The 25,551-nt window shown below is 70.6% G+C and carries 25 protein-coding genes and 1 pseudogene; 9 read left to right on the top strand and 17 right to left on the bottom strand.

The genetic code is table 11. The features are described from left to right. The first annotated feature begins 44 nt into the window (after positions 1-44). From QSV35_RS00410 to QSV35_RS00395, 4 genes are all read left to right on the top strand, one after another. Positions 45-584: an SRPBCC family protein gene (locus QSV35_RS00410; protein WP_286285559.1), complete on the top strand. Its 540-nt coding sequence runs from the start codon at positions 45-47 to the stop codon at positions 582-584. Positions 585-616: 32 nt separating this feature from the next. Continuing rightward, the gene (gene dcd / locus QSV35_RS00405; RefSeq protein WP_286285557.1) at positions 617-1,222 is read left to right on the top strand and encodes a dCTP deaminase; all 606 of its coding nucleotides are present in this window, start codon (positions 617-619) and stop codon (positions 1,220-1,222) included. Positions 1,223-1,331: 109 nt separating this feature from the next. Continuing rightward, complete coding sequence (locus QSV35_RS00400) at positions 1,332-2,285, top strand: hypothetical protein (protein ID WP_286285556.1); 954 nt, start codon at positions 1,332-1,334, stop codon at positions 2,283-2,285. Next, the gene (locus tag QSV35_RS00395; protein WP_286285555.1) at positions 2,282-3,187 is read left to right on the top strand and encodes a hypothetical protein; all 906 of its coding nucleotides are present in this window, start codon (positions 2,282-2,284) and stop codon (positions 3,185-3,187) included. The genes QSV35_RS00400 and QSV35_RS00395 overlap by 4 nt, the downstream gene beginning before the upstream one ends. 282 nt (positions 3,188-3,469) lie before the next feature. Here the strand turns inward: QSV35_RS00395 and QSV35_RS00390 are convergent, their stop codons facing one another. The 11 genes from QSV35_RS00390 to QSV35_RS00340 form a co-directional block, all read right to left on the bottom strand. After that, positions 3,470-4,564, bottom strand: a complete 1,095-nt coding sequence (locus tag QSV35_RS00390; RefSeq protein ID WP_286285554.1) for an NAD(P)/FAD-dependent oxidoreductase — start codon at positions 4,562-4,564, stop codon at positions 3,470-3,472. Further along, complete coding sequence (locus QSV35_RS00385) at positions 4,561-5,916, bottom strand: FAD-dependent oxidoreductase (RefSeq protein ID WP_286285553.1); 1,356 nt, start codon at positions 5,914-5,916, stop codon at positions 4,561-4,563. The genes QSV35_RS00390 and QSV35_RS00385 overlap by 4 nt, the downstream gene beginning before the upstream one ends. After that, entirely contained in the window at positions 5,913-6,845 is a 933-nt protein-coding gene (gene cobA / locus QSV35_RS00380) for a uroporphyrinogen-III C-methyltransferase (RefSeq protein ID WP_353618944.1), read from the bottom strand. The genes QSV35_RS00385 and cobA overlap by 4 nt, the downstream gene beginning before the upstream one ends. Then, positions 6,842-7,825 carry an ABC transporter permease gene (locus QSV35_RS00375; RefSeq protein ID WP_286285552.1) on the bottom strand — a complete coding sequence of 328 codons (984 nt, stop codon included), beginning with the start codon at positions 7,823-7,825 and terminating at the stop codon, positions 6,842-6,844. Before QSV35_RS00375 ends, cobA begins: the two co-directional genes overlap by 4 nt. Further along, entirely contained in the window at positions 7,815-8,555 is a 741-nt protein-coding gene (locus QSV35_RS00370; protein WP_286285550.1) for an ABC transporter ATP-binding protein, read from the bottom strand. The genes QSV35_RS00375 and QSV35_RS00370 overlap by 11 nt, the downstream gene beginning before the upstream one ends. 59 nt (positions 8,556-8,614) lie before the next feature. Continuing rightward, positions 8,615-9,694, bottom strand: a complete 1,080-nt coding sequence (locus QSV35_RS00365) for an ABC transporter substrate-binding protein (RefSeq protein ID WP_286285548.1) — start codon at positions 9,692-9,694, stop codon at positions 8,615-8,617. A gap of 40 nt (positions 9,695-9,734) precedes the next feature. After that, positions 9,735-11,054 (bottom strand): sulfate adenylyltransferase subunit 1, encoded by a 1,320-nt coding sequence (locus QSV35_RS00360; protein ID WP_286285546.1) that lies wholly within the window; start codon positions 11,052-11,054, stop codon positions 9,735-9,737. After that, complete coding sequence (cysD, locus tag QSV35_RS00355; protein WP_286285545.1) at positions 11,054-11,998, bottom strand: sulfate adenylyltransferase subunit CysD; 945 nt, start codon at positions 11,996-11,998, stop codon at positions 11,054-11,056. Before cysD ends, QSV35_RS00360 begins: the two co-directional genes overlap by 1 nt. Continuing rightward, on the bottom strand, positions 11,995-12,738 hold the full coding sequence (locus QSV35_RS00350; RefSeq protein ID WP_286285544.1) for a phosphoadenylyl-sulfate reductase: 744 nt from the start codon (positions 12,736-12,738) through the stop codon (positions 11,995-11,997). Before QSV35_RS00350 ends, cysD begins: the two co-directional genes overlap by 4 nt. A 124-nt stretch (positions 12,739-12,862) precedes the next feature. Further along, positions 12,863-14,599, bottom strand: a complete 1,737-nt coding sequence (locus QSV35_RS00345) for a nitrite/sulfite reductase (RefSeq protein ID WP_286287794.1) — start codon at positions 14,597-14,599, stop codon at positions 12,863-12,865. Positions 14,600-14,782: 183 nt separating this feature from the next. After that, on the bottom strand, positions 14,783-15,691 hold the full coding sequence (locus QSV35_RS00340; protein ID WP_286285543.1) for a sirohydrochlorin chelatase: 909 nt from the start codon (positions 15,689-15,691) through the stop codon (positions 14,783-14,785). 148 nt (positions 15,692-15,839) lie between these two features. On the opposite strand from QSV35_RS00340, the gene QSV35_RS00335 reads away from it, so the two are divergent. Genes QSV35_RS00335 through QSV35_RS00325 form a run of 3 tightly spaced genes read left to right on the top strand, consistent with a single transcriptional unit; the run spans position 15,840 to position 17,038 of the window. After that, positions 15,840-16,301, top strand: coding sequence for a MarR family winged helix-turn-helix transcriptional regulator (locus QSV35_RS00335; protein ID WP_286285542.1), 462 nt, complete (start codon positions 15,840-15,842; stop codon positions 16,299-16,301). Then, entirely contained in the window at positions 16,298-16,642 is a 345-nt protein-coding gene (locus QSV35_RS00330; protein ID WP_286285541.1) for a YciI family protein, read from the top strand. Before QSV35_RS00335 ends, QSV35_RS00330 begins: the two co-directional genes overlap by 4 nt. Before the next feature lie 3 nt (positions 16,643-16,645). Continuing rightward, a complete protein-coding gene (locus QSV35_RS00325) occupies positions 16,646-17,038 on the top strand; it encodes a VOC family protein (RefSeq protein ID WP_286285540.1) in 393 nt (130 codons plus the stop codon). Here QSV35_RS00325 and QSV35_RS00320 read toward each other — a convergent pair whose 3' ends face one another. The 3 genes and pseudogenes from QSV35_RS00320 to QSV35_RS00310 all read right to left on the bottom strand — a co-directional run bounded on the left by QSV35_RS00320 (position 17,039) and on the right by QSV35_RS00310 (position 18,919). Beyond that, positions 17,039-17,473: an MBL fold metallo-hydrolase gene (locus QSV35_RS00320; protein ID WP_286287831.1), complete on the bottom strand. Its 435-nt coding sequence runs from the start codon at positions 17,471-17,473 to the stop codon at positions 17,039-17,041. A 58-nt stretch (positions 17,474-17,531) separates the two neighbouring features. After that, positions 17,532-17,681, bottom strand: a pseudogene (locus QSV35_RS00315) (MBL fold metallo-hydrolase); the annotation flags it as partial. Positions 17,682-18,121: 440 nt separating this feature from the next. After that, complete coding sequence (locus tag QSV35_RS00310; protein ID WP_286285539.1) at positions 18,122-18,919, bottom strand: MarR family winged helix-turn-helix transcriptional regulator; 798 nt, start codon at positions 18,917-18,919, stop codon at positions 18,122-18,124. 95 nt (positions 18,920-19,014) lie between these two features. Here QSV35_RS00310 and QSV35_RS00305 point away from each other — a divergent pair, with 95 nt between their 5' ends. Next, positions 19,015-19,623 carry a MarR family winged helix-turn-helix transcriptional regulator gene (locus QSV35_RS00305; protein WP_286285538.1) on the top strand — a complete coding sequence of 203 codons (609 nt, stop codon included), beginning with the start codon at positions 19,015-19,017 and terminating at the stop codon, positions 19,621-19,623. Between the two features lie 35 nt (positions 19,624-19,658). On the opposite strand, the gene QSV35_RS00300 is transcribed toward QSV35_RS00305, so the two are convergent. Next, positions 19,659-21,587, bottom strand: coding sequence for a vWA domain-containing protein (locus QSV35_RS00300; RefSeq protein ID WP_286285536.1), 1,929 nt, complete (start codon positions 21,585-21,587; stop codon positions 19,659-19,661). An 89-nt stretch (positions 21,588-21,676) separates the two neighbouring features. Further along, positions 21,677-22,243, bottom strand: a complete 567-nt coding sequence (locus QSV35_RS00295) for a hypothetical protein (protein WP_286285534.1) — start codon at positions 22,241-22,243, stop codon at positions 21,677-21,679. A 143-nt stretch (positions 22,244-22,386) separates the two neighbouring features. Here QSV35_RS00295 and QSV35_RS00290 point away from each other — a divergent pair, with 143 nt between their 5' ends. Next, complete coding sequence (locus QSV35_RS00290; protein ID WP_286285532.1) at positions 22,387-23,967, top strand: MFS transporter; 1,581 nt, start codon at positions 22,387-22,389, stop codon at positions 23,965-23,967. A 24-nt stretch (positions 23,968-23,991) separates the two neighbouring features. Here QSV35_RS00290 and QSV35_RS00285 read toward each other — a convergent pair whose 3' ends face one another. Continuing rightward, entirely contained in the window at positions 23,992-25,545 is a 1,554-nt protein-coding gene (locus tag QSV35_RS00285; RefSeq protein ID WP_286285530.1) for an HD domain-containing phosphohydrolase, read from the bottom strand. Between the last annotated feature and the right edge of the window lie 6 nt (positions 25,546-25,551).

Genomic DNA, 25,551 nt, shown 5'->3' with positions numbered 1-25,551 from the left:
CATAGCGTCAGGGATCGCCGGACCGGCGGCCGGATGGGCAGGGCATGGACGCGCGGTACCACTTCGTCAGCACGTACCGCGTCGTCGGCGACCCGATGCGCGTGTGGGAGGTCCTGCGCGACGTCGAGGGGTGGGTGCAGTGGTGGCGCGGGCTCGAGCGCGTCGAACTGCTCCGCGCACCGGCAGGCGCCGCCGACGTCGGGGCAGCCCACCGGTACACCGTGCGTGCGCCCTTCGGCTATCGGTTCACGTACGAGACCGAGATCACCGCGATCGAGCCGATGCGGTTCGTCGAGGCGGTCGCCTCCGGCGAGCTCGTGGGGCGCGGGCGCGCAGCGGTGGAGCCGTTCCAGGACGATCGACTCACCATCTGGTTCGCGTGGCTGGTGGAGACGCCGAAACCGTGGATGCGGGCGCTGTCACCGCTGGCTCGTCCGGTCTTCACGTGGAACCACCACCGCATGATGGACGCGTTCGGCGCGGGCTTCGCGGGCGCGGCGGACGTGCGGCTCGTGTCGGCCGAGCACGTCGCGCTCGCACCGGGCGATCCGGGATTCTGGGTGCTGCCGGAACCCGGACGCTGACCGCATCCCGCCGCGAAAGCTAGGCTGAACGGGTGCTGCTGTCTGACCGGGATATCCGTCGCGAGATCGAGTCCGAGCGCATCGGCCTGGCGCCGTGGGATGCCGAGATGGTGCAGCCATCCAGCGTCGACGTGCGGCTCGACCGGTACTTCCGGCTGTTCGACAACCACAAGTACCCCTTCATCGATCCTGCGGTCGACCAGCCCGACCTCACGCACCTTGTCGAGGTCGACCCCGATGAACCCTTCATCCTGCACCCCGGCGAGTTCGCGCTCGGGTCCACGTTCGAGCAGGTCACACTCCCCGACGACATCGCGGCTCGCCTGGAGGGCAAGTCGTCGCTCGGCCGACTCGGGCTGCTGACCCACTCGACGGCGGGCTTCATCGACCCCGGCTTCTCCGGACACGTGACCCTCGAGCTGTCGAACGTCGCGACGCTTCCGATCAAGCTGTGGCCCGGGATGAAGATCGGGCAGATGTGCTTCTTCCAGCTCTCCTCCCCGGCGGAGAGCCCCTACGGGTCAGGCCTCTACGGCAACCGCTATCAGGGCCAGCGCGGGCCGACGGCATCCCGTTCGTTCCAGCGCTTCCACGTGACGGACGTGGGCGTGACGGATGCGGGTTCGCAGGGCCGCTGATCCGGTCGGTGCGGGTTCGTCATTCACACGGGAGTGGGTGACGCTACGGCACGCTGAGCGCTAATCTCAGTGCAGGAAACGGCCGCTGTTCCACGTCGCGGGGGGCGACATGTCACAGAATCCGACGGCCGGCTCTTCGGACCGGCGTGCCGACGCGACATTCGCGTCGGCGTTCAGTGACGCGCTCTCGGCGCGCGGCGTCACGTTGACCGCGCTCCGGCATCGGCTCGAAGGCCATGGGAATCGCGTGTCGCTCGCCGCCCTGAGCTACTGGCGCTCGGGTGCGCGCGTGCCCGACCTCGACGACCGCCGCGAGGTGATCGGAGACATCGAGGACGTGCTCGGCCTTGCGCCGGGAGCACTCGCGGAACTCGCCACTCGCAGGCGTCCGCCCGCTCCGCTGCCGCAGCCGGATGTCCGCTACCGGAAGGACTGGGGGATCGACTTCCCGGCGCTCGTGGCGGAGGCGCAAGGTGCCCTGGACACGGCGCCGAGCAGCACGTTCCGCGCGCTGTCCATGCAGCAGATCTGCGACGTCAGAGAGGACGGGACGCTGGAGCGCGCCGCCGTGCACCTGCTCCTGCGCTGCACGGGCGAGCGCATCGAGCGGTTCCGCTGGAGCACCGCCGCCCCGGACGGCTTCGCGGTGCTGCCCTCCGTCTCGGCGATCGAGGGCGGCACGCTGCAGGGCATCCACGTGAGTGCCGGGAACCGGATGGTGAGCGCAGCGGTGGCGCCCGACCGTCCGCTCGCCCAGGGTGACACAGCGATGCTCGTGCTCACCTTCGAGTACCCGCCGGGGCACTCCGCGGGACGCCTCGCGATCGTGGGGGTGAGCCAGCCGGCGCGGAAGCTCGGCAACTGGGTGCGCTTCAGCCCCTCGGGAGTGCCGGACTGGTTCGTCGAGGTGGAGGTCTCACCGAACGGGCAGAGGGCGGAGTTCCGTGGACTGGACGCGCCGACATCCATCCACCAGACGCGCTGGAACTTCGGGCCCGGCAGCATCTCGCTCGAGTGGGGATCCGGCGAACCCCCGGAGCTGTCGGCAAGGAGGGCGTCGTGACCGCCGCGGCACCGCCGGGCGACTCGTTCGCCGAGGCCTTCGACGTGGCGCTGCGGCTGCGATCGGCATCCCTCTCGTGGCTGCGGATGCGGCTGACGGAGGCGGGGGTGATCGTCTCGGCGTCGACGCTGAACTACTGGCGCAGCGGTGAGCGGCATCCGGAAGGCGGCAGGTCGCTGAGGGCGGTCTCCGCGATCGAGGATGTCCTCGACCTCTCGCCCGGATCGCTCACGCGCCATGTCATCGGGCGCTCTTCGCGCGTCGGAGCGGTGTCGGAGCAGGCGCCGGCGTTCGAGACGGACCCGGACTACCGCGAGCTGTATGCCGCGCTGGGCGTCACCCCGCCGGCGAAGACACGGGTCGTCTCGATGGAGGAGGTCATCGACGTGGATGCGCGGGGCTCGGTCTCCTCGGTCCGCGTGCTGATGCTCCTCCAGTGCGTGGAGGACGCGGTCGAGTCGGTGGGCTTCGTCCTCACCTCACCCGTCCCCACATCCGTCATGCCGGTCTTCACGGTCGACGGAGGCGGCGTTCCGGCGCCCGTCCTCGCCCACGCGAACGGGCGGATGTTCGGGTTCGGCGTCACGCTCGACCGGACGATCCGGCGCGGCGAGACGGCCATGGTGTGCCTGACGGTGGTGTTCCCTGAGGGCTATCCGATCCGCCGGCGGCACCTCTCCGGCTCGCGCCGGCCGCTGCGGGAGCTCATCCAATGGTTCCGCTTCACACCGGGCCACGTGCCGGACTGGTTCGACGAGGTGGAGTTGACGGCCGGGGCGCGGAAAGTCGCCAGCCCGGCGTTGAGCGCACCCGCATCCCTCCACCGCGTGCGCTGGAATTTCGGCCCGGGGGCGGTCGACCTCAGCTGGGGTTTCGACGAGGACCCGCTCGACGAGTCGTGAACTGCGCGGCATCGAGACCGCCCACATTCCGAATCCGGCTGTGAAACGCACGTGCGTAGTCTTCGTAGCGAGAAGTTCCGCGGGGATGAACGCCTGATCATCAGAACGGCCGAGGCCGGAAACCCGCAGAACGACAGCGTGTCGCCGGGGGTCGGCACGCCGTGCACCACAACGCCGGTTCCCCGAACATAGCCGGCGGCATCCCCTGGACGAGCCGAGTCCCTGCCTGTGGACTCGGCTCGTTCTCTGTCTTCGGTGCCCTTTGTCTCGGCCCGGCTCCGCTCAGTGGGCGGTGACGACGCCCACGAGATCGTGGACGATCACCGCGGCGGCGCGAGCGCCCTGGCCGGCGGCGACGATGAGCTGCTGCGGACCCGGGGCTGCCGCATCCCCCGCCGCGTACAGGCCAGGCACGTTCGTCCGTCCGGACCGGTCGACCACCAGGTGGCCGTGCTCGTCGCGGTACGCGTCGACACCCTCGAGGAACTCGAGTGCCGCGGTCCAGACCGGGCGCACGAAGCCGCCCTCGACCGCGACGGCCGTGCCGTCCGCCAGTCGGATGCCGGTGATGGCGCCCCGGTCGCCCTCGAGCTCGACGATCGGCGCGCGTTCGACGCGGACACCGGATGCGGCGAGTTCGGCCTCGTCCGCGGCATCCACCGTGTCCGCGCCGTTCGTGAACACCGAGAGGCTGTGCGTCCAGCGGGCGATGAGCCGCGCGCGTGCGGCGAGGTCGCCGGTCTCGCCGATGAGAGCGAGCGGGCGGTCCTGCAGCTCCCACGCGTCGCACGCGGCGCAGCTGAACAGGCTCATGCCATAGAAGCCGCGGATGTTCGGCACGTCCGGGAGCGTCTCGCGCAGGCCCGTCGCCACGAGGACGGCCCTCGCGGAGATGGATGCGGCGCCCCCGCGCCCCTCGGTCTGCACCCGGAACATGTCCGTGTCGTCGAGTTGCCGCGAATGGTCGGAATCGGGGGCCGCATTCTCGCCAGTTGTGGCACCTCGATGGATGGTGGTCGCGCGCGTGCGGGAGAGGATCCGGACGTTCGGGTACGCCTCGAGCTCGGCGCGCGCGAGGCGGCGGAGCTCCTGCGGCGGAATGCCGTCGCGCGTCAGGAAGCCATGGGAGCGGAGCGTCGCCGCATTGCGGGGTCGATCCGCATCCACCACCACGACCGTCGCGCGGGCGCGGCCGAGGTTCAGCGCCGCCGACAGACCCGCCGGGCCGCCGCCGACGACCACGACATCGACGACGTCCCCCTGCGGGTCGTTGAGCGAGCGAAGCGAGTCGAAACGCGGTGACGATACGAGGTCGGCTTGCGACGTGTCGTCTCGGTCGTTCCTCCCTCGCTCAACGGCCCGCGGGTCGCCGCTCATGAGCGGAGGAGCGCGCCGCGGGAGACCTCGACCTGCTCGTCGCGGGGGACGACCTTGACGCGCTCGCGGCTGTGCTCGTGGTCGGCGCCGAGGGCGCGCTCGTGGGCGTCGAGGGCGAGCCATCCGGCCCACGTCGTGTAGGCGACCTCGCGCTCGTCGAGGAGATCGAGGACATCGCCGTCGACGGTCGGCGCCGCGAGGGCCCCAGCCTCGACATCCGCGACCAGGTGCCCGATCGTCTCCATCGCGTCGGACTTCGTGTGGCCGATGAGGCCGACCGGTCCGCGCTTGATCCAGCCGGTCGCGTAGAGGCCGCTCGACACACGGCCCTCGACGTTCGGGATGACGCCGCGGGCGTCGTCGAACGGCGCGTCGACGATCGGCGACCCGAAGTATCCGACGGCGCGGTAGACCTGCTGCACCGGGATCTCGCGGAACTCGCCCGTGCCGACGACGCCGTCCTCCGTCGGGACCGTGCGCTCGAACCGCACCGCCTCGACGCCGTCCGTGCCGACGACCTCGACCGGCGCGTGCCAGAAGTGCAGATGCAGACGGCGGGATGCCTCACCCACCGGGCGGGTGCGCCACTGCTCGAGCGTGCGCAGCATGACCTTGTACTGGTTGTTCGGCGCGACCCATCCGTCGAGGTGCTCGAAGTCCTCGTCGTGCAGGACGATGTCCACATCGCGCACTTCGCCCAGCTCGCGCAGTTCGATCGGCGTGAATTTGATGTCCTGCGGCCCACGACGCCCGAAGACGTGGACGTCGGTGACGGGCGATGCCTCGAGACCTGCGAGCACGTTGTCGGGGACCTCCGTCGAACGCAGGTCCACAGCGTGCTTCGCGAGGATGCGGGCGACGTCCAGGGCGACGTTCCCGTTGCCGATGACGGCGACCTCGCGCTGGTCGAGCGGCCACTCGCGCGGGACGTCCGGGTGCCCGTCGTACCAGGCGACGAAGTCGGCCGCGCCGTAGGAGCCCGGCAGGTCGATGCCGGGGATGTCGAGCGCCGCATCCCGGATCGCACCGGTCGCTAGGATCACGGCGTCGTACCGCTCGTGCAGCTCGTCGAGCGCGATGTCGCGGCCGACCTCGACGTTGCCGATGAAGCGCGTCGTGCCGGCATCGAGCATCTCGTGCAGGGAGTTGACGATGCCCTTGATGCGCGGGTGGTCGGGCGCGACTCCGTAGCGGATGAGCCCGTAGGGCGCGGGGAGCGACTCGAACAGGTCGATCGCGACGGTGCCGCCCGCATCCGTGACGGCGTTGGTCAGGATGTTGCCCGCGTAGACGCCGGCGGGGCCGGCGCCGACGATCGCGACGCGGAGGTGGGAGAGGTTCGACGAGGTCACGAGATGGAGGCCTTCCGGGTGTGCTCGGTGGCGAGCGGGTCATAGGAATCGAGGTCGAGCGTGGCGAGCTCGGCGGGGGCGAAGGGGCTCAGCCGTACGACGTCGCCGACCACCACGACGGCGGGCGAGCGGACGCCACGCGCCGCGGCCTGGTGGGCGATCGTCGCGAGTGTGCCGATCGTGACGCGCTGGCTGGCGCCGTAGCCGTCCTCGACGATCGCCACGGGGCAGTCCGCGCCGCGATCGCCGCGGGCGAGGGTGATCGCCGAGTTCGCGAGCGTGCCGACGCCCATGAGGAGGACGACCGTGTGGTCTCGCCCGCCGCCGACCTGACGGATCTGGTCGTGCGCGGTGACGACCGTGAAGCCGGTCGCGACCCCGCGGTGGGTGAGCGGGATGCCGGCGACCGCCGGCACCGACACGGCACTCGTGATGCCCGGGACGACCTCGACGGCGATGCCGGCCTCTTGGCAGAAGAGGAGCTCCTCGCCGCCGCGCCCGAAGATGTACGGGTCGCCGCCCTTCAGCCGGACCACGTTCTTGCCGTCCTGTGCGAGCTGGACGAGCAGGGCGTTGATCGCATCCTGCGGCACGGCGTGGTGGCCGGGGAGCTTGCCGACATCGACGACCTCGGCCGTCAGTTCGACGCCGTCGGCCGCGAGTCCGTCGAGCACGGCACGCGCGCCGAGCCGGTCGGCGACGATGACGTCCGCCTGCTCGAGGGCACGCAGGCCGCGGAGCGTCAGGAGGCCCGGGTCGCCGGGGCCGGCGCCGACGAGCCAGACCTTGCCGCTCGTTGAGCGAGCTTGCGAGTCGAAACGCGGTGAGCCGTCCGCACTGCGTCTCGTCTCTGCGGTTCGTCTCGGTCGCTGCGCTCCCTCGCTCAACGACCCGCGATCGCTCAACGACCCGCGATCGACGGCGCTCATCGGCCTGTCTCCACGAGGAGGCCGCGGCGACGCAGCAGCCGTCGCTCGAACGGCGCGAACACGACGAGCTCGACCAGGATCCCGATGACGAGGATGACGAGGATCGCGGCGAGCACCGACGAGATGTCCGCGAGCTCGCGCGACTGGTCGAGCAGTGATCCGAGTCCGAAGCCCATGGTTCCTCCGACGGTGATGATCTCCGCGGCCATGAGCGACCGCCACGAGAAGGCCCAGCCCTGCTTGAGACCCGCCACGTAGCCGGGGAGCGCGGCGGGCAGGACGATGAGGGTGGCGAGACTGAACTTGCGCGCCCCGAGGACGGTGCCGACGCGCCGCAGCTGCGGCGGCACCTGGTCGACTCCCGAGATGAGCCCGTTGACGATGGACGGGATGGCACCCATCAGCACGACGAAGTAGGCCGTGGCGTCCGAGAACCCGAACCACAGGATCGCGGCGGGGACCCAGGCGACCGAGGGCAGCACCTGCAGCCCGGAGATGATCGGGCCCACCGCGCGGCGCATCGGGCGGACCTCGGCGAGCAGCAGCCCGATCGGCGTCGCGACGACGACCGAGATGAGGAAGCCGAGGACGCCGCGCTCCAGGCTCGTGGCGATCGCGGTCGGCAGGCGGCCGCTCTGCCACGCGTCGCTGAGGGCGAGGGCGACATCCGCCGGGGCGGGCACGATGTCCGGCCGCGGCTGCGCGATGACGACATACAGCTGCCACGCGGCGAGCAGTGCGAGGACGAAGAGGATCGGCGGAAGGACGCTCGTGCGGAAGCGGCGCCATGCGCTGGGCCGGGTCTCGGCGTCCGTCTGCAGGCTGTCGAGGCCGGCCGCGAGCGTGCGGAGCTCCTTATCGCTCGTTGAGCGAGCTTGCGAGTCGAAACGCGCCGAGCCGTCGTCACTGCGTTTCGTCTCGCTCGTTCCTCGCTCGCTCAACGACCCGCGGGCATCGAGGGTCTGAGTGTCATGCGGCATTGCGGGAGATCTCCTTCCGCAGCTGCGCGGTGATCTGCTGCTCGATCACGGCGTGGTCGGCCCCGGCGGTGCGCCACTGGCCCGCGATGCGGCCGGGACGGCTGGAGAGCAGGATGACGCGCTGGCCGAGGCGCGCGGCCTCCCGCACGTTGTGGGTGACGAAGACGATCGTTCGACCGGTGGCGCGCCAGACCCGCTCGAGCTCCTCGTGCAGCACGTCGCGGGTGATGGCGTCGAGGGCCGCGAACGGCTCGTCCATGAGCAGGACCGGACGGTCCTGCGCGAGAGCCCGAGCGAGCGCCACACGCTGACGCATGCCGCCCGACAGCTCGTGCGGACGCTTGTCGGCCGCATCCGCCAGCGACACGATGTCGAGGAGCTCGAGAGCGCGCGCGCCGCGCTCCGCCTTCGCGAGACCGCGCAAGCGCAGCGCCAGCTCGACGTTGCGGCGCGCGGTGAGCCACGGCATGAGCGCCGACTCCTGGAACATGAACGCGGCCTCGGGTGCTTCCACAGATCCGGTGGACACCGCGTCGAGCCCGGCGATGAGGTTCAGCAGCGTCGACTTGCCGCATCCCGAGGCGCCGAGCAGGCACACGAACTCGCCGGGGGCGATGTCGAGGGTGATGTCGTCGAGGATGACGGGCCCCGACCCGTACCGCTTGCCGACGTGTTGGAGGCGGATCGCCGGCGCCGGAGCGGCGGGTGCGGCGACGGCGGGCGTGGCCATGTCGAAGCTCGGCCCGAGGCGTCCCGGCCCCGAAGCACCGGCAGCCGGCGATCCGTTGCTCACTGCTCGCCCAGCCCCGCCGCGGACACGGTCTTCTGACCGTCGGCCTTCAGGATCTGGTTCAGCAGGCGCAGGTCGAACAGCCCGTCGATCGAGCCGCGCTTCTGCGTCCCGGCGTCGAGGCCGTGCTGCACGAGCTCCTGGAAGGTCTGCGCCTGCGGGTCGGCCGAGAACGTCACATGCTCGAGCGACCGGTTCAGCACGGCATCGGACAGACCCTTGCCCGCATCCGCCTTGAGCTTCTCGTTGATCGCGCTCGCGGCCTTCGCCGTGTTGTCGTTGAGCCAGGTGATCGCGTCGACGTCGCCCTTCACGAGCTGCTTGACCGTCTGCGGGTGCTTCGCGAGGAAGTCGGCGTTCACCAGCAGCACGGTCGTCGGGAAGGCGCCGTTCTTCCACAGATCGGCCTCGTCGACGAGCACCTTGGCGCCCGCATCCTCGACCAGTCGCGACACCCACGGCTCCGGCAGCCACGCGCCGTCGATCTTGCCCTGCTGGAACAGGGCGAGGGTCTGCGCGTTGTCGGTCGGCGTGATGTGGACGTCGCCGCCGCCGGTGGTGTCGGTCTGGAAGCCCTTGCCCTTCAGCCAGCTGCGCAGCGCGACATCCTGCGTGTTCCCGAGCTGGGGGGTCGTGAGGGTCTTGCCCTTGAGCTCCTCGGGCTTCGTGATGTCGCTCTTGACGACGAGCGCGGCGCCGCCGGTCGTCGCGCCGGCGACGATGCGCACCGAGCGTCCCGCGGACTGGATGTACGAGTTGATCGACGGGTTCGGGCCGATGAAGGCCGCGTCGATCGCGCCGGCCGACAGCGCCTCGATGGCTGCGGGACCCGCGTTGAACACCTGCGTCGTGATCTTCGCGTCGATGTCCTTGGCGAAGATCCCCTCCTGCAGGCCGACGAGCGCCGGAGCGTGGGTGACGTTGGCGAAGTAGCCGATGCGGATCTCGGATGCGGGGGTCCCCGCATCCAGGTTCGCGACGGGCTTCGTCGCGGCATCCGCGGAGGCGGCGCAGCCGGCGAGCCCGGTGAGCATCATGGCCGCCAGGGCCAGGGTCGTGAACTTCGCGGTCTTCTTCATGCGTTGCGCCTCCTTCTTCTTCAGCGGGGTCCTGGCCGGATCAGCCGAGGACGGTGCCGGCGGCGAGCGTGGCGCCGTCGGACGGGTGGATGACGAGGAACGAACCGCCCGCGCGTCCCTGCGCGTACGGCTCGACCGTCAGGTCGGCGGCGACGCGCACGCGGGCGCGTCCGATGTCGTTGACGTCGAGGGATGCGGCATCCCCGTGGGCCAGCGCGTCCAGGTCGTAGCGGCTCGTGATCTGGACGATGCCCTGCACCGTCGACGTGCCGTGCTTGATGAGCACGCGCGCGCCGGAGGCGAGCCCCCGCGCGTCGAGCTGGAACAGCTCGGCGTCGAACTCCCGGGTCGGAGCCGGCGCGGAGTCGGATGCGGCGAGCAGCGCGCCGCGCGCGGCATCCACGTCGTCCGCCAGTTCGATCGCGACCGACTGCGGAGCGGATGCCTCGTCCGCGGTCTCGCCCGCGATACGCAGCCCGGTGACGGTCGTCTCGATGCCGGCGGGGAGCACGGTGACGCGGTCGCCGACGCGGACGCGACCCGACGCGATGCGGCCGGCCGAGGCGCGGTAGTCGCGGAACACATCCGCATCGAGGCCCGGTGCGAGGCCGCCCTGCGGCCGGATGACGAGCTGCACCGGCAGGCGGAACGGCTCGTACGCGGTCTCGAGCTCGTCCTCGGAGGGGAGCGTCTCCAGCAGTTCGATCAGCGACGGGCCCTTGTACCAGGGCGTGCGGTCGGAGTGGTCGACGATGTTGTCGCCCTCGAGGGCCGAGACGGGGAGGACGTGGAGGTCCTCGATGGCGAGCTCGGCCGCGACCGCGCGGGCCTGCGCCTCGACATCGGCGAAGACGTTCTCGTCGAATTCGACGAGGTCGATCTTGTTGACGGCGACGATGACGTGCGGCACGCGCAGCAGCGCGACGACGGCGAGGTGGCGACGGGTCTGCTCGAGGACGCCCTTGCGCGCGTCGACGAGCACGATGACGGCATCGGCCGTCGCGGAGCCCGTGACCATGTTGCGCGTGTACTGCACGTGCCCGGGGCAGTCGGCGAGGATGAAGCTGCGCCGGTCGGTCGCGAAGTAGCGGTAGGCGACGTCGATCGTGATGCCCTGCTCGCGTTCTGCGCGCAGGCCGTCGGTGAGGAGAGCGAAGTCGAAGCCGGTGCCGTGCGCGAAGCCGCGCTCGGCGGAGGTGCGGGCGACCTGCTCGAGCTGGTCGGCGAGGATCGCCTTCGCGTCGTGCAGGAGACGCCCGACGAGCGTCGACTTCCCGTCATCCACCGACCCCGCCGTGGCGAACCGGAAGAGCGTCTGCCCCACCGGTCGCTGAGCCTGTCGAAGCGTCGCGGTGGTCATCAGAAGTACCCGTCCTTCTTGCGGTCTTCCATCGCCGCTTCGCTGATGCGGTCGTCGGCGCGCGTGGCGCCCCGCTCGGTCAGGGTGGACACGGCGACCTCGGCGACGATCGCCGCCGTCGTGTCGGCATCCGACTCGACCGCTCCGGTGCAGCTCATGTCGCCGACCGTGCGGTAGCGGACCGTCCGGCGCTCCACGGTCTCGTGGGCGAGAGGCTGCGAGACCTCGCCGACAGCACGCCACATCCCGTCGCGACGGAAGACGTCGCGCTCGTGCGCGAAGTACAGCGGGGGGAGGGCGATGTCCTCGCGCTCGATGTAGCGCCAGACGTCGAGCTCGGTCCAGTTCGAGATCGGGAAGGCGCGCACGTGCTGGCCCGGCGTGTGGCGGCCGTTGTACAGGCTCCAGAGTTCCGGTCGCTGGTTGCGCGGGTCCCACTGGCCGAACTCGTCGCGCAGCGAGATGATCCGCTCCTTCGCCCGGGCCTTGTCCTCGTCGCGACGGGCGCCGCCGAAGACCGCGTCGTGCTTGCCTGCGGCGATCGCATCGAGCAGAGGGGTCGTCTGCAGCGGGTTGCGCGTGCCGTCGGCGCGCTCGGCGAGGCGGCCGTCGTCGATGTAGTCCTGGACGCGGGCGACCTCGAGACGGATGCCGAGTCGCTCGACGGTCTCATCACGGAACGCGATGACCTCGGGGAAGTTGTGGCCGGTGTCCACGTGCAGGACGGGGAACGGCACGCGACAGGGGAAGAACGCCTTCGTCGCGAGATGGAGGACGACGACGGAGTCCTTGCCGCCGGAGAAGAGCAGCACGGGTCGCTCGAACTCCGCGACAACCTCGCGGATGATGTGGATGGCCTCGGCCTCGAGCAGGTCGAGCGCGTCGAGGCTCTCGGGCGTTGAGCGAGCTCGCGAGTCGAAACGCAGGGTGTCGGAAATGGTCATACGTGCAGCCCGCATTCCGTCTTCGAGGAGCCGGCCCAGCGGCCGGATCGGGGGTCTTCGCCGGCGGCGACCGGCTTCGTGCAGGGCTCGCATCCGATCGACGGGTAGCCGAAGTTCACGAGGAGGTTGACGGGCGCCTTGTGCTCGGCCGCGTAGCCGAGGAGGTCGTCGAAGGACCAGGATGCGACCGGGTTGACCTTCACGAGCCCGTTCCGCTCGTCCCAGGTGACGAGCGGCGTGTTCGTGCGGGTCGGCGCCTCGTCACGCCGGACGCCGGTGAACCACACCTCGTAGCCGCCGAGCGCCTCCTGGAGCGGAGCGACCTTGCGGCGTGCGCAGCACAGCGCGGGGTCGCGCTCGAACAGCTTCGCGCCGAATTCCGCGTCCTGTTCGGCGACCGTCTGCTCCGGCGTGATGTCGATGATCCGGACGTCGAGCACCCGCTCGACCTCGTCGCGCGTGGAGTAGGTCTCGGCGAAGTGGTACCCGGTGTCGAGGAACAGCACGTCGACGCCCGGGAGCCCCTCGGCGACGAGGTGGGGCAGAGCCGCGTCGGCCATCGAGCAGGCGACGGCCGCCGCATCCACTCCGAAGTTCTCCGCGACCCACGCGACGACCTCGGCCGGCGTCGCCTCGTGGTCGGTGAGGCTGCCGAGCTCGACCGCGCCGCGCTCCGCGATGGCCTTGAGCTCTTCGCGCGTCCGCTTGACGGGCACGCGCGGTGCGAGTGAGACGGTCACCGGGTCACCTCTCGATCGATGCCCGCCGCTGCGGTGCAGGACATGCGGAGAGCCGTTGCGGATATGTCGCCGACTGCCGACATGTCCTGATCCGCGGAGCGGAGGAGGTGCGGATGAAGGACGGTCACTGCAGTGCCTCCTCGTCGGCGCGGTGGGCCCACTGGGCGAACGTCTCGTCAGCCGCCGCGTCGCGGTCGGCGAGGAAGCGCGTCACCACCCGCTCGACGTAGTCGGCGATGCCGTCGGCGGCGACCTTCAGTCCCCGGACAGTGCGGCCCAGGCCCGGCTCGTCGCGGTCCTGGGACGCGAGTCCGCCGCCGAGGTGCACCTGGTAGCCCGGCACCTGCTCGCCGTCGATCGTGACGAGCTGGCCCTTGAGGCCGATGTCGGCGGTCTGGATGCGGGCGCACGAGTTCGGGCATCCGTTGACGTGGAGGGAGATGGGATGCGGCAGTTCGAAGCCCTTCAGGCGCTCTTCGAGATCGAGAACGGCGGCCGTCGCATTGACCTTCGTCTCGACGATCGCGAGCTTGCAGAACTCGATGCCGGTGCACGCGATCGTCCCGCGGCGGATGAGGCTCGGGCGCGCCTGGAGGCCGAGTTCGTCGAGTTCTGCGATGAGCGGCTCGACGTGGTCCTCGGGGATGTCGAGGATGACGATCTTCTGGTGCGGCGTGGTGCGCAGGCGGGCCGATCCGTGCGCCTCGACAATCTCGGCGAGCTTCGTGAGGGTCTCGCCGCTCAGGCGCCCGACGATCGGCGTGACGCCGACGTAGAACAGGCCGTCCTTCTGCTGGTGGACGCCGATGTGGTCGCCGGGCTCCGCGGGACGAGACGCGGCGGGGCCGTCGGCGAGGGCATAGCCGAGGTACTCGTCCTGGAGTACCTGGCGGAACTTCTCGGTGCCCCACTCCGCGAGGAGGAACTTGAGGCGCGCCTTGTTGCGCAGGCGCCGGTAGCCGTAGTCGCGGAAGATCTGCGTGACGCCGTGCCACGCATCCACGACCTGATCCGGCGCGACGAACGCACCGAGGCGCTCACCGAGACGCGGCGTGGTCGACAGTGCACCGCCGACCCACAGGTCGTAGCCGGGGCCGAGCTCGGGGTGGACGATGCCGACGAACGCGACGTCGTTGATCTCGTGCACGACGTCCTGGCTCGGGTGCCCGGTGATCGCGGTCTTGAACTTGCGGGGCAGGTTCGCGAGCGACGGGTCGCCGATGAAGCGCTCCGAGATCTCGCGGATCTGCGGGGTGGGGTCGATGATCTCGTCGGCGGCGATGCCGGCGACGGGCGAGCCCAGGATGACGCGGGGCACGTCGCCGCACGCCTCGGTGGTCTGCAGGCCCACGGCCTCGAGGCGGCGCCAGATCTCCGGGACGTCCTCGACGCGGATCCAGTGGAGCTGGATGTTCTGGCGGTCGGTGATGTCCGCGGTGCCGCGGGCGAAGTCGGTGGAGATGCCGCCGATGACGCGCAGCTGCTCGGTCGTCAGCTGTCCGCCGTCGATGCGGACGCGGAACATGAAGTACTCGTCCTCGAGCTCCTCCGGCGTGAGCGTCGCGGTGCGGCCGCCGTCGATGCCGGGCTTGCGCTGCGTGTACAGACCCCACACGCGGAAGCGGCCGTGCAGGTCGGTCGGGTCGATGCTCTGGAAGCCGCCCTTGGAGTACACGTTCTCGATGCGCTCGCGGACGCTCAGGCCGTCGTCGACCTGCTTCCACTCCTCGTTGCCGTTGAGCGGCTCGGTGCCGTCGATCTTCCACTGCCCGTTGGGCTTGGACGACGGGCGCGGCGGTCGGGCGCGCTCCGTGACGGCGCGCGCGTGCGTCGCCCGCTCGCCCGTCGCGGTCTCGCTGATGGTCACTTCACACCTCCCGGAGCTCCGGCACGCGGCCGGATCGGGCCGTCCGGCCCATCGCGAGGCTACGAGGATGTGCAGGTGCGTGACATCTCGTGTGTCACGGCGCGGAACGCGACGTCACAAAGAGACATCAACTTGACGCATGTATTACATAACTGGCGGTTATGTATGTCGGGAAGGCTATTCGCGAGGTTGTTGTCCCGCGTCCAGATATCGCTCGATGACGATGTCGACGAGGGATGCCGCGGGCTCGATGTCCGGCGTCAGGAGCGGCCGCGCGATCGGTCGGCCGTGCGCTTCGCGCGTCGCGAGGTCGTGGAAATAGCCTGGCGCGAGGAGGTAGTTCGCGACGACGGCGTCCGGGTGCGTGTCGACCGCGTCGCCCAGACGCGGGTCCGCGGCGGCGAGGAAGCCGATGTGCACCTCGCGGTTCAGGATGCTGCCCAGCATCCGCCCGACCTCGCGGCAGTCCTCGTTCGCGCGTTCGTCGCTCGACCCCGCCACGGCCAGCACGACCGGGACGCCGTCCCCGGTCGTCGAGCGCGAGGATCTGGCGAGCGGCGACGACCCCTCGACGGGCTCGGGGGCCGGTGGGGAGCTGTCGGGCGAGGTCCGGCCGGGGCGCGCCGAACCATCCCCGGTCGCCGAACCATCCCCGGTCGCCGAACCATCCCCGGTCGCCGAGCTTGTCGAGGCGTCGTCGGCGAACGGCGTCTGGATAGGCTCGCGGACTGGTCGGTCGGTGTCGCCAGTGAGCTCCGCGAGCCGCTCTGCGAGAAGCGCGGCGAGTCTCGGGTCGGGCCCGAGCGCGCGTGTGATCGTGACGTCGTCACGGTGGGCGCTCTGCTTCCGCAGGTCGACGCGCACGTGATACCCGGCCGAGAGCAGCAGCGGCACGATCACGACCGGAATGCCCTCGAGCCCGGCGAGGGAGGCGGCGACATCCGGCTGCTGCACATCGACGTGCCCGAGCCGCACCGTGACGTCGGGAAGCCGGTGCGCGACCGCATCCACGAGCGCCCGGACGGATGCCTGTCCTTCCGGCGACGACGTGCCGTGCGAGATCGCGAGCAGTGCGGGATGCGGCATCCCCTCATTCTCGGTGAGCGCGCGGATCCCCGGGGCCTCGCCCGTCTCATTCCGTCGCGATTCGCTGGGCTCGCGTCCATTCGAGACCAGGCAGGCTCCGGAAGCAGGAGATATTGACAGCATGCTGTCAAAGTTGGAAGATGGCCGCATGGCCGGCGAACCAGAAGGACTGTGGGATCTCTCGCTCGCGGTGTTCCGCATGAACGGGCTCCTGTCGCGGCACGGCGAGCGGCTCACCGCGCCGTCGGGGCAGAGCGGTGCGCGCTGGCAGGTGCTCGGGCGCGCGGACGACGCGCCCCGCACGGTCGCCCGGATGGCGCGCGAACTGGGCTTCGCCCGACAGAGCGTGCAGCGGGTCGCGGACGCGCTCGCCGCGGACGGGCTCGTGGCGTACGTGGACAACCCGTCCGACCGGCGTGCGCGGCTCGTGACGATCACGCCCGAGGGTTCGCGCGTCCTCGCCGACATCGTCGGCCGTTACGGCGAGTGGGCCGGCGAGATCGCGAAGGAGCTGGATGCGGACGACCTCCGCTCCGCGGGCGCCGCGCTCGAGCGGATCGCCGACGTCCTCGAGAAGGACCTCAACGAACGGAAGGGGAGGCTCTCATGAACAGGTACATCGTTCTGTACCACGCAGCGCAGGAGGTCGCCGAGCGCTTCGCAAGGGCGACCCCGGAGGAGGCGGCGGTCGGTCTTGCGCAGTGGCAGGCCTGGAGCGTGCGTCTCGGCGACAGCCTGGTGGATGCGGGCCGCCCGCTCGGCGCACCGGCCACCGTGACCCCGGACGCGGTGTCCGACGGCGGCAGTGACGTGATCGGCCTCTCGGTCATCCAAGCCGCATCCCGCGAGGAGGCGATCGCCCTGATGCGCGACCACCACCACCTGGCCTTCGGCTCGATCACGGTGCTCGAGGAGCAGATGATCCCCGAACTCGCCTCCGCGGAGTCCTGACGGATGCCGGGCTTCCATCACGTCGAACTGTGGGTCGCGTCGATCGACGACGCCCGCGCGGACTGGGCGTGGCTGCTCGCGCGCGTGGGGTTCGAGCTCGAGTCGGAATGGCCGGGCGGACAGTCGTGGTCGGCCGGCGGTGCGTATCTGACGCTCACGGAGTCGCCGAATCTGTCGGCGCCCGAGCATGATCGACGGCGCCCCGGGCTCAACCATCTGGCGTTCAAGGCCGGGGGCGTGGATGCGGTCGACGCGCTGATGGCCGACGCATCCGCGCACGGTTGGAATCCGCTGTATGCGGAGCGCTACCCGCACGCCGGCGGACCTGACCACTACGCCGGCTGGCTCGAGAACTCCGCGGGCTTCAAGGTCGAAGTGGTCGCCGATCCGGAATGATCAGGACCCGCGGGCGACGAGCTCCTGCAGGTGCCGATACTCCGCATCCATCCCGGGGTTCGCCCTGCGGGCGTCATCGGACGAGCCGCGGCCGATGACCTCGTCGAGATAGCGGCGATCCGCATCCAGCCGCGCGAGCGCGTCGGTCCCGACATGGCCGTGGCCGGGGATCACGAGTGCCGCGCGGGCCGCGTACGGCGCGAGGATGTCGAGCGCGGCGAGATAGGACGGCAGATCGTCGGGCCAGAACGGCAGCGGCAGCTCGACGTCGCTGAGCATGTCGCCCGCGATCAGGACGCGATGTTCGGAGAGCCACAACGCCGTGTGGCCAGGGGCGTGGCCGTCGTGGACGACGAGTTCGATCTCGAAGCCGGCGGACTCCGGGATGCGGTCGCCGACCGCATCCACACGACCCATGAGTTTCGGCGAGCTCAACGGGGAAGTCTGCCCCGAGACCCGCCACGAGATCTGCGCGCTCGGAGACTGCGAGCTCCGCCGTGCGGGCCGAAGCCCACCGCGGGGCGTCCCCGAAGCCCGGATTCCACAGCAGATGGTCGTAGTGGGCGTGCGTCGCGAAGCCGCCGACGACTGTGCGGCCATAGGTGCGCACGAACGCCGCGATATCCGCGAGCTCATCCGGCATCCAGCCCGGATCGATGAGGAACGCGCCGGAGCCGACGAGGATCGTCGAGTTCGTCAGCATCCGCCGGCTCGTGGACACGTGGATGCCGGGGGCGACCTCCCGCGGAACCGACATGCTTCACGCTAACGCGGTCCCGTCCCGTACGGATTGCGCTAACGCGTAACCGTCCCGTACGGATGGCGAGAGATTCCACGCCTGGCGGGGGAATCCGGCCGGAACCTCTCGCCATCCGTACAACCTCTCGCCATGTGCACGGCGGGGAGGGATGCGGGAGGCCCGCGCCGGGGAGGGATGCGGGAGGCCCGCGGAGGGAGGGGGCGGAAGGTGTGCGGAGGGGAGGGATGCGGAAGGTATGCGGAGGGGAGGGATGCGGAAGGTACGCGGCGGGGAGGGACGCGGAAGGCCCGCGGCGTCTCCGCCGCGGGCCTCGTCGACCTGGATCAGGCCTTGTCGTGCGCCGCGAACCCGGCGGCGAAGCCGCGTTCGTATGCGGCTTCGGCACCGCCGTGGTCGTGGTGACCCTGGTGCTCGTGACCGTCGTGTTCATGGCCGTGCGCCTGCGCGTGACCGCAGTCGGGGCCGAACTCGGCGCCGTGCGGGTGGTGGGGATGCCCCCATCCATCGCCGGAGCCGTGCCCATACCCGTGTCCGTATCCGTGGCCGTAGCCCGGACCGAACCCGCGGCCCGGTGCGAAGCCGGGGCGACCGAACCACGGTCCGAACGGCGGCATCCCGCCCTCGGGGCCGGGCCGGAATCCGCCGCGACCCGCCCACGCGCCCCACGGTCCGAACGGCGGCCTGCCGCCCGGGAATCCGCGGAATCCGCGACCGCGCCACGGGATCTCCTGCTGCTCGTCGAAGCCGAGCGCGACGGAGACCGCCTCGAGCGACGAGGCCAGCGCCTCGTACTGCTCGGCCCCGACCGCATCGCGGATCGTGGCGTGCACCGCGTCGAGCTTCTCGTTCAGCCTGTCGGCCGCCGCGCGGCCCTCGTCGGTCAGCGACCAGGTTCCGTCGCCGGCCTGCGTCGCCCAGCCCCGGTCTTCGAGGGAGCGCAGCTTCTTGTCGCGGTCGGTCGTCAGGGGGCCGGTCGCCAGGCGGCGCAGCAGCATGGCGTCGCGCCGCGAGAGGCCTTCCTCGGCGAAGACCGCCCCGAAAGCCTGTGCGACCTGGAAGTCGGCGATGCGGAGCCACTCGCGCAGCGAGCGGGCCCGTTCAGTGTTTTCGTTCTCGCTCATGAGAACTCCTTTCGATGAGTTACATGTCATCTGGCATGTACATGCAGTGTGACATGTATTCGCAATGCATGTCAAGTCACATGTATCGTCGGAGTATGAGCGAGGCCGACCGCGACACCGACATCGACCGCATCGCGAGCGCCCTCGCGCGGTTGAGAGGGCGACGGATGCCGTTCCCCGGTGCCCCCGGAGACGTTCCGCCCTGGCCGCGCCCCGGCATGCCCGGGATGCCCGGGATGCGCGGTGGATTCGGCCCGCACGGCGGTGCGCACCATGGACACGGAGACGGCGAGCACAGTCCGAACGGCTGGCCGCACCAGCCGCCGCCCTGGGCGGGGATGCACGGCCGCTTCGGTGGCCCCGCGCGCTTCCGGCTGCTCGAGGCGCTGGCCAAGGCGTCCGGTCCGCTGTCGGTCAGCGCGCTCGGCGACGCGATCGGCGTCGATCAGCCGCGCGCATCACGGCTCGTCCAGCAGGCGGTCGAAATGGGGCTCGTGCGCCGCGAGGCCGACCCCGACGATGCCCGCCGCACCCGCATCGCGCTGACGACGGACGGCGAGCGACTCGTGCGCGGATTCCTCGGGCAGCGTACGGATGCGGTCGCCTCCGCCATCACGGGATTCACGGATGCCGAGCGCGCGGAGCTCGCCCGCCTGCTCACGAAGCTCGCCGACGCCTGGCCGGGGCAGATCCCCGGCCGTTGAGCGAGCGAAGCGAGTCGAAACGCAGCGACGCAGCCTCAGAAGCTGGTGACGAGGTCTCCCAGCACCGACTTCACCTTTGTCGGATCGGTCGCGTCGTAGAAGTGCGCGCCGGATGCCTTGGAGATCGCCTGCAGCGTCGGGACGTCCGCATCCGCCCCGTAGGCCAGCGTGAAGACCAGGACCGGCGTCTGGTGGTGCAGCGCCGTCAGATCCGCTTCCGTCTGGTCGAGCGACACGGTCGGAATCGTCGGATTGACCATGTGCTCCTGGCCGTCGCTGAGCACCACGATCGCGCTGATCTTCTTCGGATCCCACGTCTGCGCCTGCTGCTTGGCGAACATGTCGACCGCCTCGTACAGCGGAGTGTCGCCCTGCGCGGACAGACCGTGCACCGCGGCTTCGAGGGCGGGGCGTGAGGTCGAGATGTCGGCCATCGGGCTCACCATGCCCGGGTTGATGCTGCCGGTCCCGCTCGCCTCGAAACCGGCGAGTCCGACCTGGTCGCCCGCCGTGAAGTGGTCGAGGGCGGCGATGATCGCGTCCTTGGCGTTCTCCAGTTTGTTGCGGCCGTCGGGCAGTGTGTCGTTCATCGAGCCGGACAGGTCGACGAGGAACAGCACCTGCGCGCGCTTGCGCACGTTCGGGAAGGCCTTGTTGATCTCCGAGACGACCTTGGGGCCGGGGAACGCGATCGTGGTCTTCGGCGAGGTCGTGAGATGGGCGGTGGACTGCACGCCCTGATCGAGTGCGCCGTGGAGGTCGCGGTAGCCGGACGTGCGGACGACCGCCTGCCCCTGCGCCGTGCCCGCGTAGCGGATGAAGTCCTTCGCCGCCGCGGTCTTGGCCGCATCCATCCAGGCGCCGGTGAGGACCACCGCGGGGTTGTCGGAGACGTACACGCCGTCGGTCGGATAGACGGGGACGAGCTGCTCCTTCGGCGGCTCGCCCTGCGTCCGCGTGATGCCGTCGCGGCTCGTGATTCCGCGGTCGTAGTCCCACACCGACTTCTCGTCGACGATCACGGCGGAGAGGAACTCGGCGGCGGTGCCCGTCGCCTCGGCCTGCCGCGCGTGCCAGAGGAAGTGCTCGGGCGTCGCCATGTAGTGGGTGGTGGCGAGCTCGTTCGACTTCACCTGGTCGACGACCTTCTTCTGGTCGACCTGGGCCGGGGTGAGCTTGTCGAGGCTGCCGGCGGCCGTGCCGTAGGAGGCGAGCATCGCGGCCTCGCCCGAGCTCGCGACGAGCGGGCTCGTCTTGCCGAGCTTGAACGACCCCCATTCCGGGTGGCCGAGGTTCTTCCACACGTTCGGGTCGCCGGACACTGCGAAGACCTGCTTCCAGGTCGGCGGCTTGGTCGTCCAGCTGATCGCCTTCGCCAGCGGCTCGGGCATCGCGAGGACGACGTTCGTCGTGCCGATGCTCGTCCCGGAGCCCGGCACGGTCGCGCTGCCGCCGTTCGTCTGGGCCTGGCCGATCCACGTGTGCGAGTCGGGGATCCAGACGGCCGGCTTCTGGGCGTCCGGGGTGGCGGAGAACCCGGATGCGGCGTTGTCGGCGGCGCTGCCCGACTTGTCCTTCACCATCGTCACGGTCACGCACGTGCCGTTGATGTTCCGCGGCTGGGCGTCGTACGCCTTCGCGAGGTTGTCGACCATCTCGGCGTTCTCGAAGGACGCCAGAACGGTGACGGTGGTGCACGGGCCTGCGCCGGCGGTCGGAGCCGGCGTGTCCTGCGTGAATGCGGCGGGCTGGGCGTCGATCTTCTGCGCCGAGCCGCCTGCGGCGGAGTGCTTGTCGGCGAGCGTGGTGAAGATCTTGGTTCCCACCGCGCCGATGGCGATGACGAGCACGGCGATCACGCCGACGCTGCCCCAGAGGATCAGCTTCTGCGCGCGCGACGGTGCGGGCGCAGACGGTCGATCGAGCGGCGACGGCTCGGCCGAGCTGCGACGAGGCTCAGACATGGCTCTCCGGCGAGGGTTCGGGCCGACCCCCAGCGTGTCGGCATTACCCGATGGTACCGAGATGAGTCGGCGTGTCCCTGTGGGATTGCCTACCGTGCTGCGGTATTGAGCATCCCGATGATGACGGCGGTCCACCACGCGAGCTGCGACACGATGCCGCTCTCGGTCGCCCACCAGCGCAGCGCCCGGGGCGTGCGGCGGAACGGCATGTCGTCCGGCAGCCGCTGCAGCTCGTGCGCGAGCCTGGTCACCGCGACTCCGTTCATCGACAGCACGAGGACGGCGGCCAGCTTCAGGTCGGTGAGCGGATTGCCCAGGTCGGGATGCAGGAACAGGCCGCTCGCGAGGAGCCCGGCGATTCCCATCCACACGACGAACGACAGGGTGTGCTCCGCCTCGTTGACCGCGCCGATGCGGCGGCGCCCCAGCATCCAGAGCAGGCCGTTGTACTCGACCATGACCGCGGCGCCGAGGCCGACGACGACGGAAGCGAGGTGCACGAACAGGGCGATCAGGCGGATCTGCGGCAGCGGATGGATGGCGACGCTTCCCGCGACCGAGAAGGTCCACGCGAAGAGCACGCCCCAGTACGCGAGAGCGCGGCGGTGCCGCCAGACGCGTCGCCGCTCGGAGAGCGGGATGGTGGGGGCGCTCACTGCTGTCGGACGGCTCTCTCTGGGCGCGGTCGAAGGGGGTGCCCCCGCGTGACTAAGGTACCCGACGATCCCGCCGCGGCCGCACCCCGATCTTCGGCGCTCGAATGGTGGCGGCGGGGTCGTCCTGGTGATTCACTGTGCGCATGACCAACGAGCCTGCGGCGGAGAAATTCAACGGGCGCCTTGCGATCCTCCTCGCGATGGCGATGTTCGTCCTCGTGGTCGACACCTCGATCATGAACGTCTCGATCTCCGCGGTGGTCAAGGAGCTGAACACGACGGCGAGCTCCGTGCAGAGCGCCATCGCGCTCGAGGCCCTCGTCTCGGCGGCGTTCATCCTCATCGGCGGGAAGACCGGCGACCTCATCGGACGCAAGCTCGCCTACATCCTGGGCCTGCTCGGCTACGCGGTCGGCGCCGTCGCGATGACGTTCGCGAGCAGCATCCTGGCCGTCATCATCTTCTGGGCGATCGTGGGCGGGATCGGCGCATCCCTGCTCCTTCCGTCGATGCAGTCGCTCATCCACGGCAACTTCGCCGGCGGGCACCAGAAGCGCGTCTACGCGCTCGTCGGCGCGTCCGCCGCGATCGCCGCGGCCGTCGGGCCGCTCCTCGGCGGGTTCATCACGACGTTCTGGTCGTACCGCGTCGCCTTCGGGCTCGAGGCGCTGATCATCCTCGTGGTGCTTCTCGGCGTGGGGCTCGTGAAGGACGTGAAGTACACGGGCGACCGGTCGATCGACCTCCTCGGGGCCGCCCTGTCGGTCATCGGCATGGGCGGCGTCGTCCTCGGCATCCTGGTGTGGCAGGAGGGCGGCGGATATGTCGGCCTCCTCATCGGGCTCGGGCTCGTCGCGCTCGGCGGGCTCGCATGGTGGCTCCGCTCGCGCAAGAAGCGCGGCAAGCCGGTGCTCCTGGACCCGGCGCTGTTCGCGTCGAAGATGTTCCGCACGGGCGTCAGCGGGCAGCTCATGCAGCAGATCGCGCTCGGCGGCACGATGATCGTCCTGCCCCTCTACCTGCAGATGGTGCTCGAGTACAACGCGCTGCAGGCGGGCCTGTCGATCGCGCCGCTGTCGCTCAGCATGTTCGTCGTCGCGCTGTGGGCGGGCCGCCGCGCGAAGGGACGACCGGCCAACCTCATCCTCATCGGCTTCGCGCTCGCCTTCGTCGGGCTCATCGCGATCGTGCCGCTCGTCCCCATCGCTACGTCCGGCTGGTTCCTGACCCTGCCGCTCATCGTCACCGGGTGCGGACTCGGTCTCCTCGTCTCGCAGCTGAACAACTTCACCCTGTCGCCCATCTCGAACGAGCGGGTCAGCGAGGCGGCCGGCGTCAACTCCGCGGCGGGCTCCTTCGGCCTCTCGTTCGGCCTGGCCTTCGCCGGTGCGATCATGCTCGCGACGCTCGCATCGGCGTTCACGTCGCTCGCGTACTCCAGCGACGTGCTGACCCCCGCGCAGCAGACGCAGGTGGCGAACGTCCTGGAAGAGGACGCACAGCTCATGTCGAACACGGGCCTGCAGCAGATGCTCTCCGACGAGACGCCCGCGACCCAGGCGGAGGTCATCGCGATCAACACCGAAGCGCGGCACATCGCGCTGCAGGTCGCGCTTCTCATCCCGATCCTCGCCGCGGGCGTCGGCGTGCTGAACGCGTTCCGCATGCGCCGCCTCCCCGACCCGCAGCCGAACGAGGCCGCGGAGGGCACGCTCGGCGGCTGACGCCTATCCGCTCTCGTCCCGGTGTCAGACGCCGGGGCGTCCGAGGAAGCCGTGGTCGATCGCGTAGAGGCTCGCTCCGACGCGGTTCACGACGCCGATCTTCGCGTAGGTGTGCTCGACATGGTTGCGCACGGTCTTCTCGCTGAGCGACAGGATGCCGGCGATGTCGCGGTTGCTGCGCCCCTGTGCGACGAGCATCAGGATCTCGGCCTCGCGCGGTGTGAGTCCATCGGGCAGAGCGCGCCGCGATGCTCGGCCCCTCACGGTCGTCGCGATGGCGGCGACCGCATCCGGATCGAGCTGTCCGCGTGCCGCCCGCTGCTCGAGGCGTTCGATCGCCTGCGGTGGTTCGAACGCCGGACGGTAGGGCCGCGGCTCGGTGGCGGACCGGTACGCGACGGCGGCGGCGAGCAGCCGGTCCGCGCGGCTGAGGCCCGTCGCCGCGGTCCCCGCCGGGTAGCCGCTGCCGTCGAGGCGCTCGTGGTGCGCGCGGACCAGCGCGGCTTCGGCGGCGAGCCCGGGCACGTGCGCGAGGACGCGACCGCCGAGGTACGGATGCATCCGCACGCGCTCCCAGTCCTCGGCGCCGAGCGGACCCTCCTTCGACCACACGAGGTTCGACACCCCGAGCCGGCCGACGTCGTGGAGGTGCGCGGCGCGACGGAGCGTGATGGTCTGCTCCGGCGCCATCCCCATCACGGGCGCGGCGGACTGGACCAGGTCAGCGACGCCGCGCGAGTGACCGACCATGAACGGGCACTTGAGGTCCGCGAAGTCGCCGATCGCGGCCAGGGTCTCGTCGAGCACGGCGTCGGTCAGCGGCTCCTGGTCGGGTGCGCAGTCGAGCGCTGCGGTCCAGGCGTCGGCGCCGTGCGGGATGTCGAGGAGCGTCGCGGCCTCCGCGACGAAGGCGTCGACGACGACCGGGTCGAACTGCCGTCCGCGCCGTTCGACCGCCATCGCGACGGCGGCGTCCACGCCGCCCAGGCGTGCATGGACCTCGGCGGTGTCGGCGAGCTGCGCGACCCGCATCTCGATCGGGATGTCCCCGCCGCGCAGCCCGTTCGGCAGGCCGCGACCGTCGTAGCGCTCGAATGCGGCGGCGATCGCAGCCTGGACGTCGCGCGGCATCCCGAGACGGGCCGCGAGCATGGAGGCGGAGAGGCAGTGCGAGTGCAGGAGCTGCGCGAGGTGCCCCCGCGCATCCACCATCATCTCGGCGAGCGTCGCGGCACGCGCGGTGAGCGGGCGCCCTTGCGCGACGTGTCCGACGAGGAAGCGCACGAACGGCAGCCCGGACCAGTCGACGAGGTAGGACGCGCTGCGCACGGCGATGTCGTCGCCGAACCATCGGGCGTACTCCTGCGAGTCCGCGGTGCAGCCGATCCACATGAGCAGCGTCGCGTCGTAGGCGCCGGCGCGCTGCGCCTCGGCGAGCTCGAGGCGCTCCGCGAGACGGCTCGCGAGGACGGCGGAGCGCAGCATGTGCTCCGCCGGCTGTCCGAGTCCCAGGTCGATGGCGATCGACAGGGCCGCGAGCAGCTCCGCTCGCGTGGGAGCCGCCCGTGTCACGCCCACGGCGAC

Origin of the sequence: Microbacterium candidum, assembly GCF_030315975.1 — a bacterium.
GTDB classification, from domain to species: domain Bacteria; phylum Actinomycetota; class Actinomycetes; order Actinomycetales; family Microbacteriaceae; genus Microbacterium; species Microbacterium candidum.
Note: the sequence above shows the minus strand (reverse complement) of the source record. Positions and strands in the feature narration are given on the sequence as shown.

Coding starts and splice junctions, on each gene's coding strand:
- QSV35_RS00410 (WP_286285559.1), top strand. CDS start 45: ATGGACGCGCGGTACCACTTCGTCAGCACGTACCGCGTCGTCGGCGAC.
- QSV35_RS00400 (WP_286285556.1), top strand. CDS start 1,332: ATGTCACAGAATCCGACGGCCGGCTCTTCGGACCGGCGTGCCGACGCG.
- QSV35_RS00390 (WP_286285554.1), bottom strand. CDS start 4,564: ATGAGCGGCGACCCGCGGGCCGTTGAGCGAGGGAGGAACGACCGAGAC.
- cobA (WP_353618944.1), bottom strand. CDS start 6,845: ATGAGCGCCGTCGATCGCGGGTCGTTGAGCGATCGCGGGTCGTTGAGC.
- QSV35_RS00375 (WP_286285552.1), bottom strand. CDS start 7,825: ATGCCGCATGACACTCAGACCCTCGATGCCCGCGGGTCGTTGAGCGAG.
- QSV35_RS00370 (WP_286285550.1), bottom strand. CDS start 8,555: ATGGCCACGCCCGCCGTCGCCGCACCCGCCGCTCCGGCGCCGGCGATC.
- QSV35_RS00365 (WP_286285548.1), bottom strand. CDS start 9,694: ATGAAGAAGACCGCGAAGTTCACGACCCTGGCCCTGGCGGCCATGATG.
- QSV35_RS00360 (WP_286285546.1), bottom strand. CDS start 11,054: ATGACCACCGCGACGCTTCGACAGGCTCAGCGACCGGTGGGGCAGACG.
- cysD (WP_286285545.1), bottom strand. CDS start 11,998: ATGACCATTTCCGACACCCTGCGTTTCGACTCGCGAGCTCGCTCAACG.
- QSV35_RS00340 (WP_286285543.1), bottom strand. CDS start 15,691: ATGCCGCATCCCGCACTGCTCGCGATCTCGCACGGCACGTCGTCGCCG.
- QSV35_RS00335 (WP_286285542.1), top strand. CDS start 15,840: ATGGCCGGCGAACCAGAAGGACTGTGGGATCTCTCGCTCGCGGTGTTC.
- QSV35_RS00330 (WP_286285541.1), top strand. CDS start 16,298: ATGAACAGGTACATCGTTCTGTACCACGCAGCGCAGGAGGTCGCCGAG.
- QSV35_RS00325 (WP_286285540.1), top strand. CDS start 16,646: ATGCCGGGCTTCCATCACGTCGAACTGTGGGTCGCGTCGATCGACGAC.
- QSV35_RS00310 (WP_286285539.1), bottom strand. CDS start 18,919: ATGAGCGAGAACGAAAACACTGAACGGGCCCGCTCGCTGCGCGAGTGG.
- QSV35_RS00305 (WP_286285538.1), top strand. CDS start 19,015: ATGAGCGAGGCCGACCGCGACACCGACATCGACCGCATCGCGAGCGCC.
- QSV35_RS00300 (WP_286285536.1), bottom strand. CDS start 21,587: ATGTCTGAGCCTCGTCGCAGCTCGGCCGAGCCGTCGCCGCTCGATCGA.
- QSV35_RS00290 (WP_286285532.1), top strand. CDS start 22,387: ATGACCAACGAGCCTGCGGCGGAGAAATTCAACGGGCGCCTTGCGATC.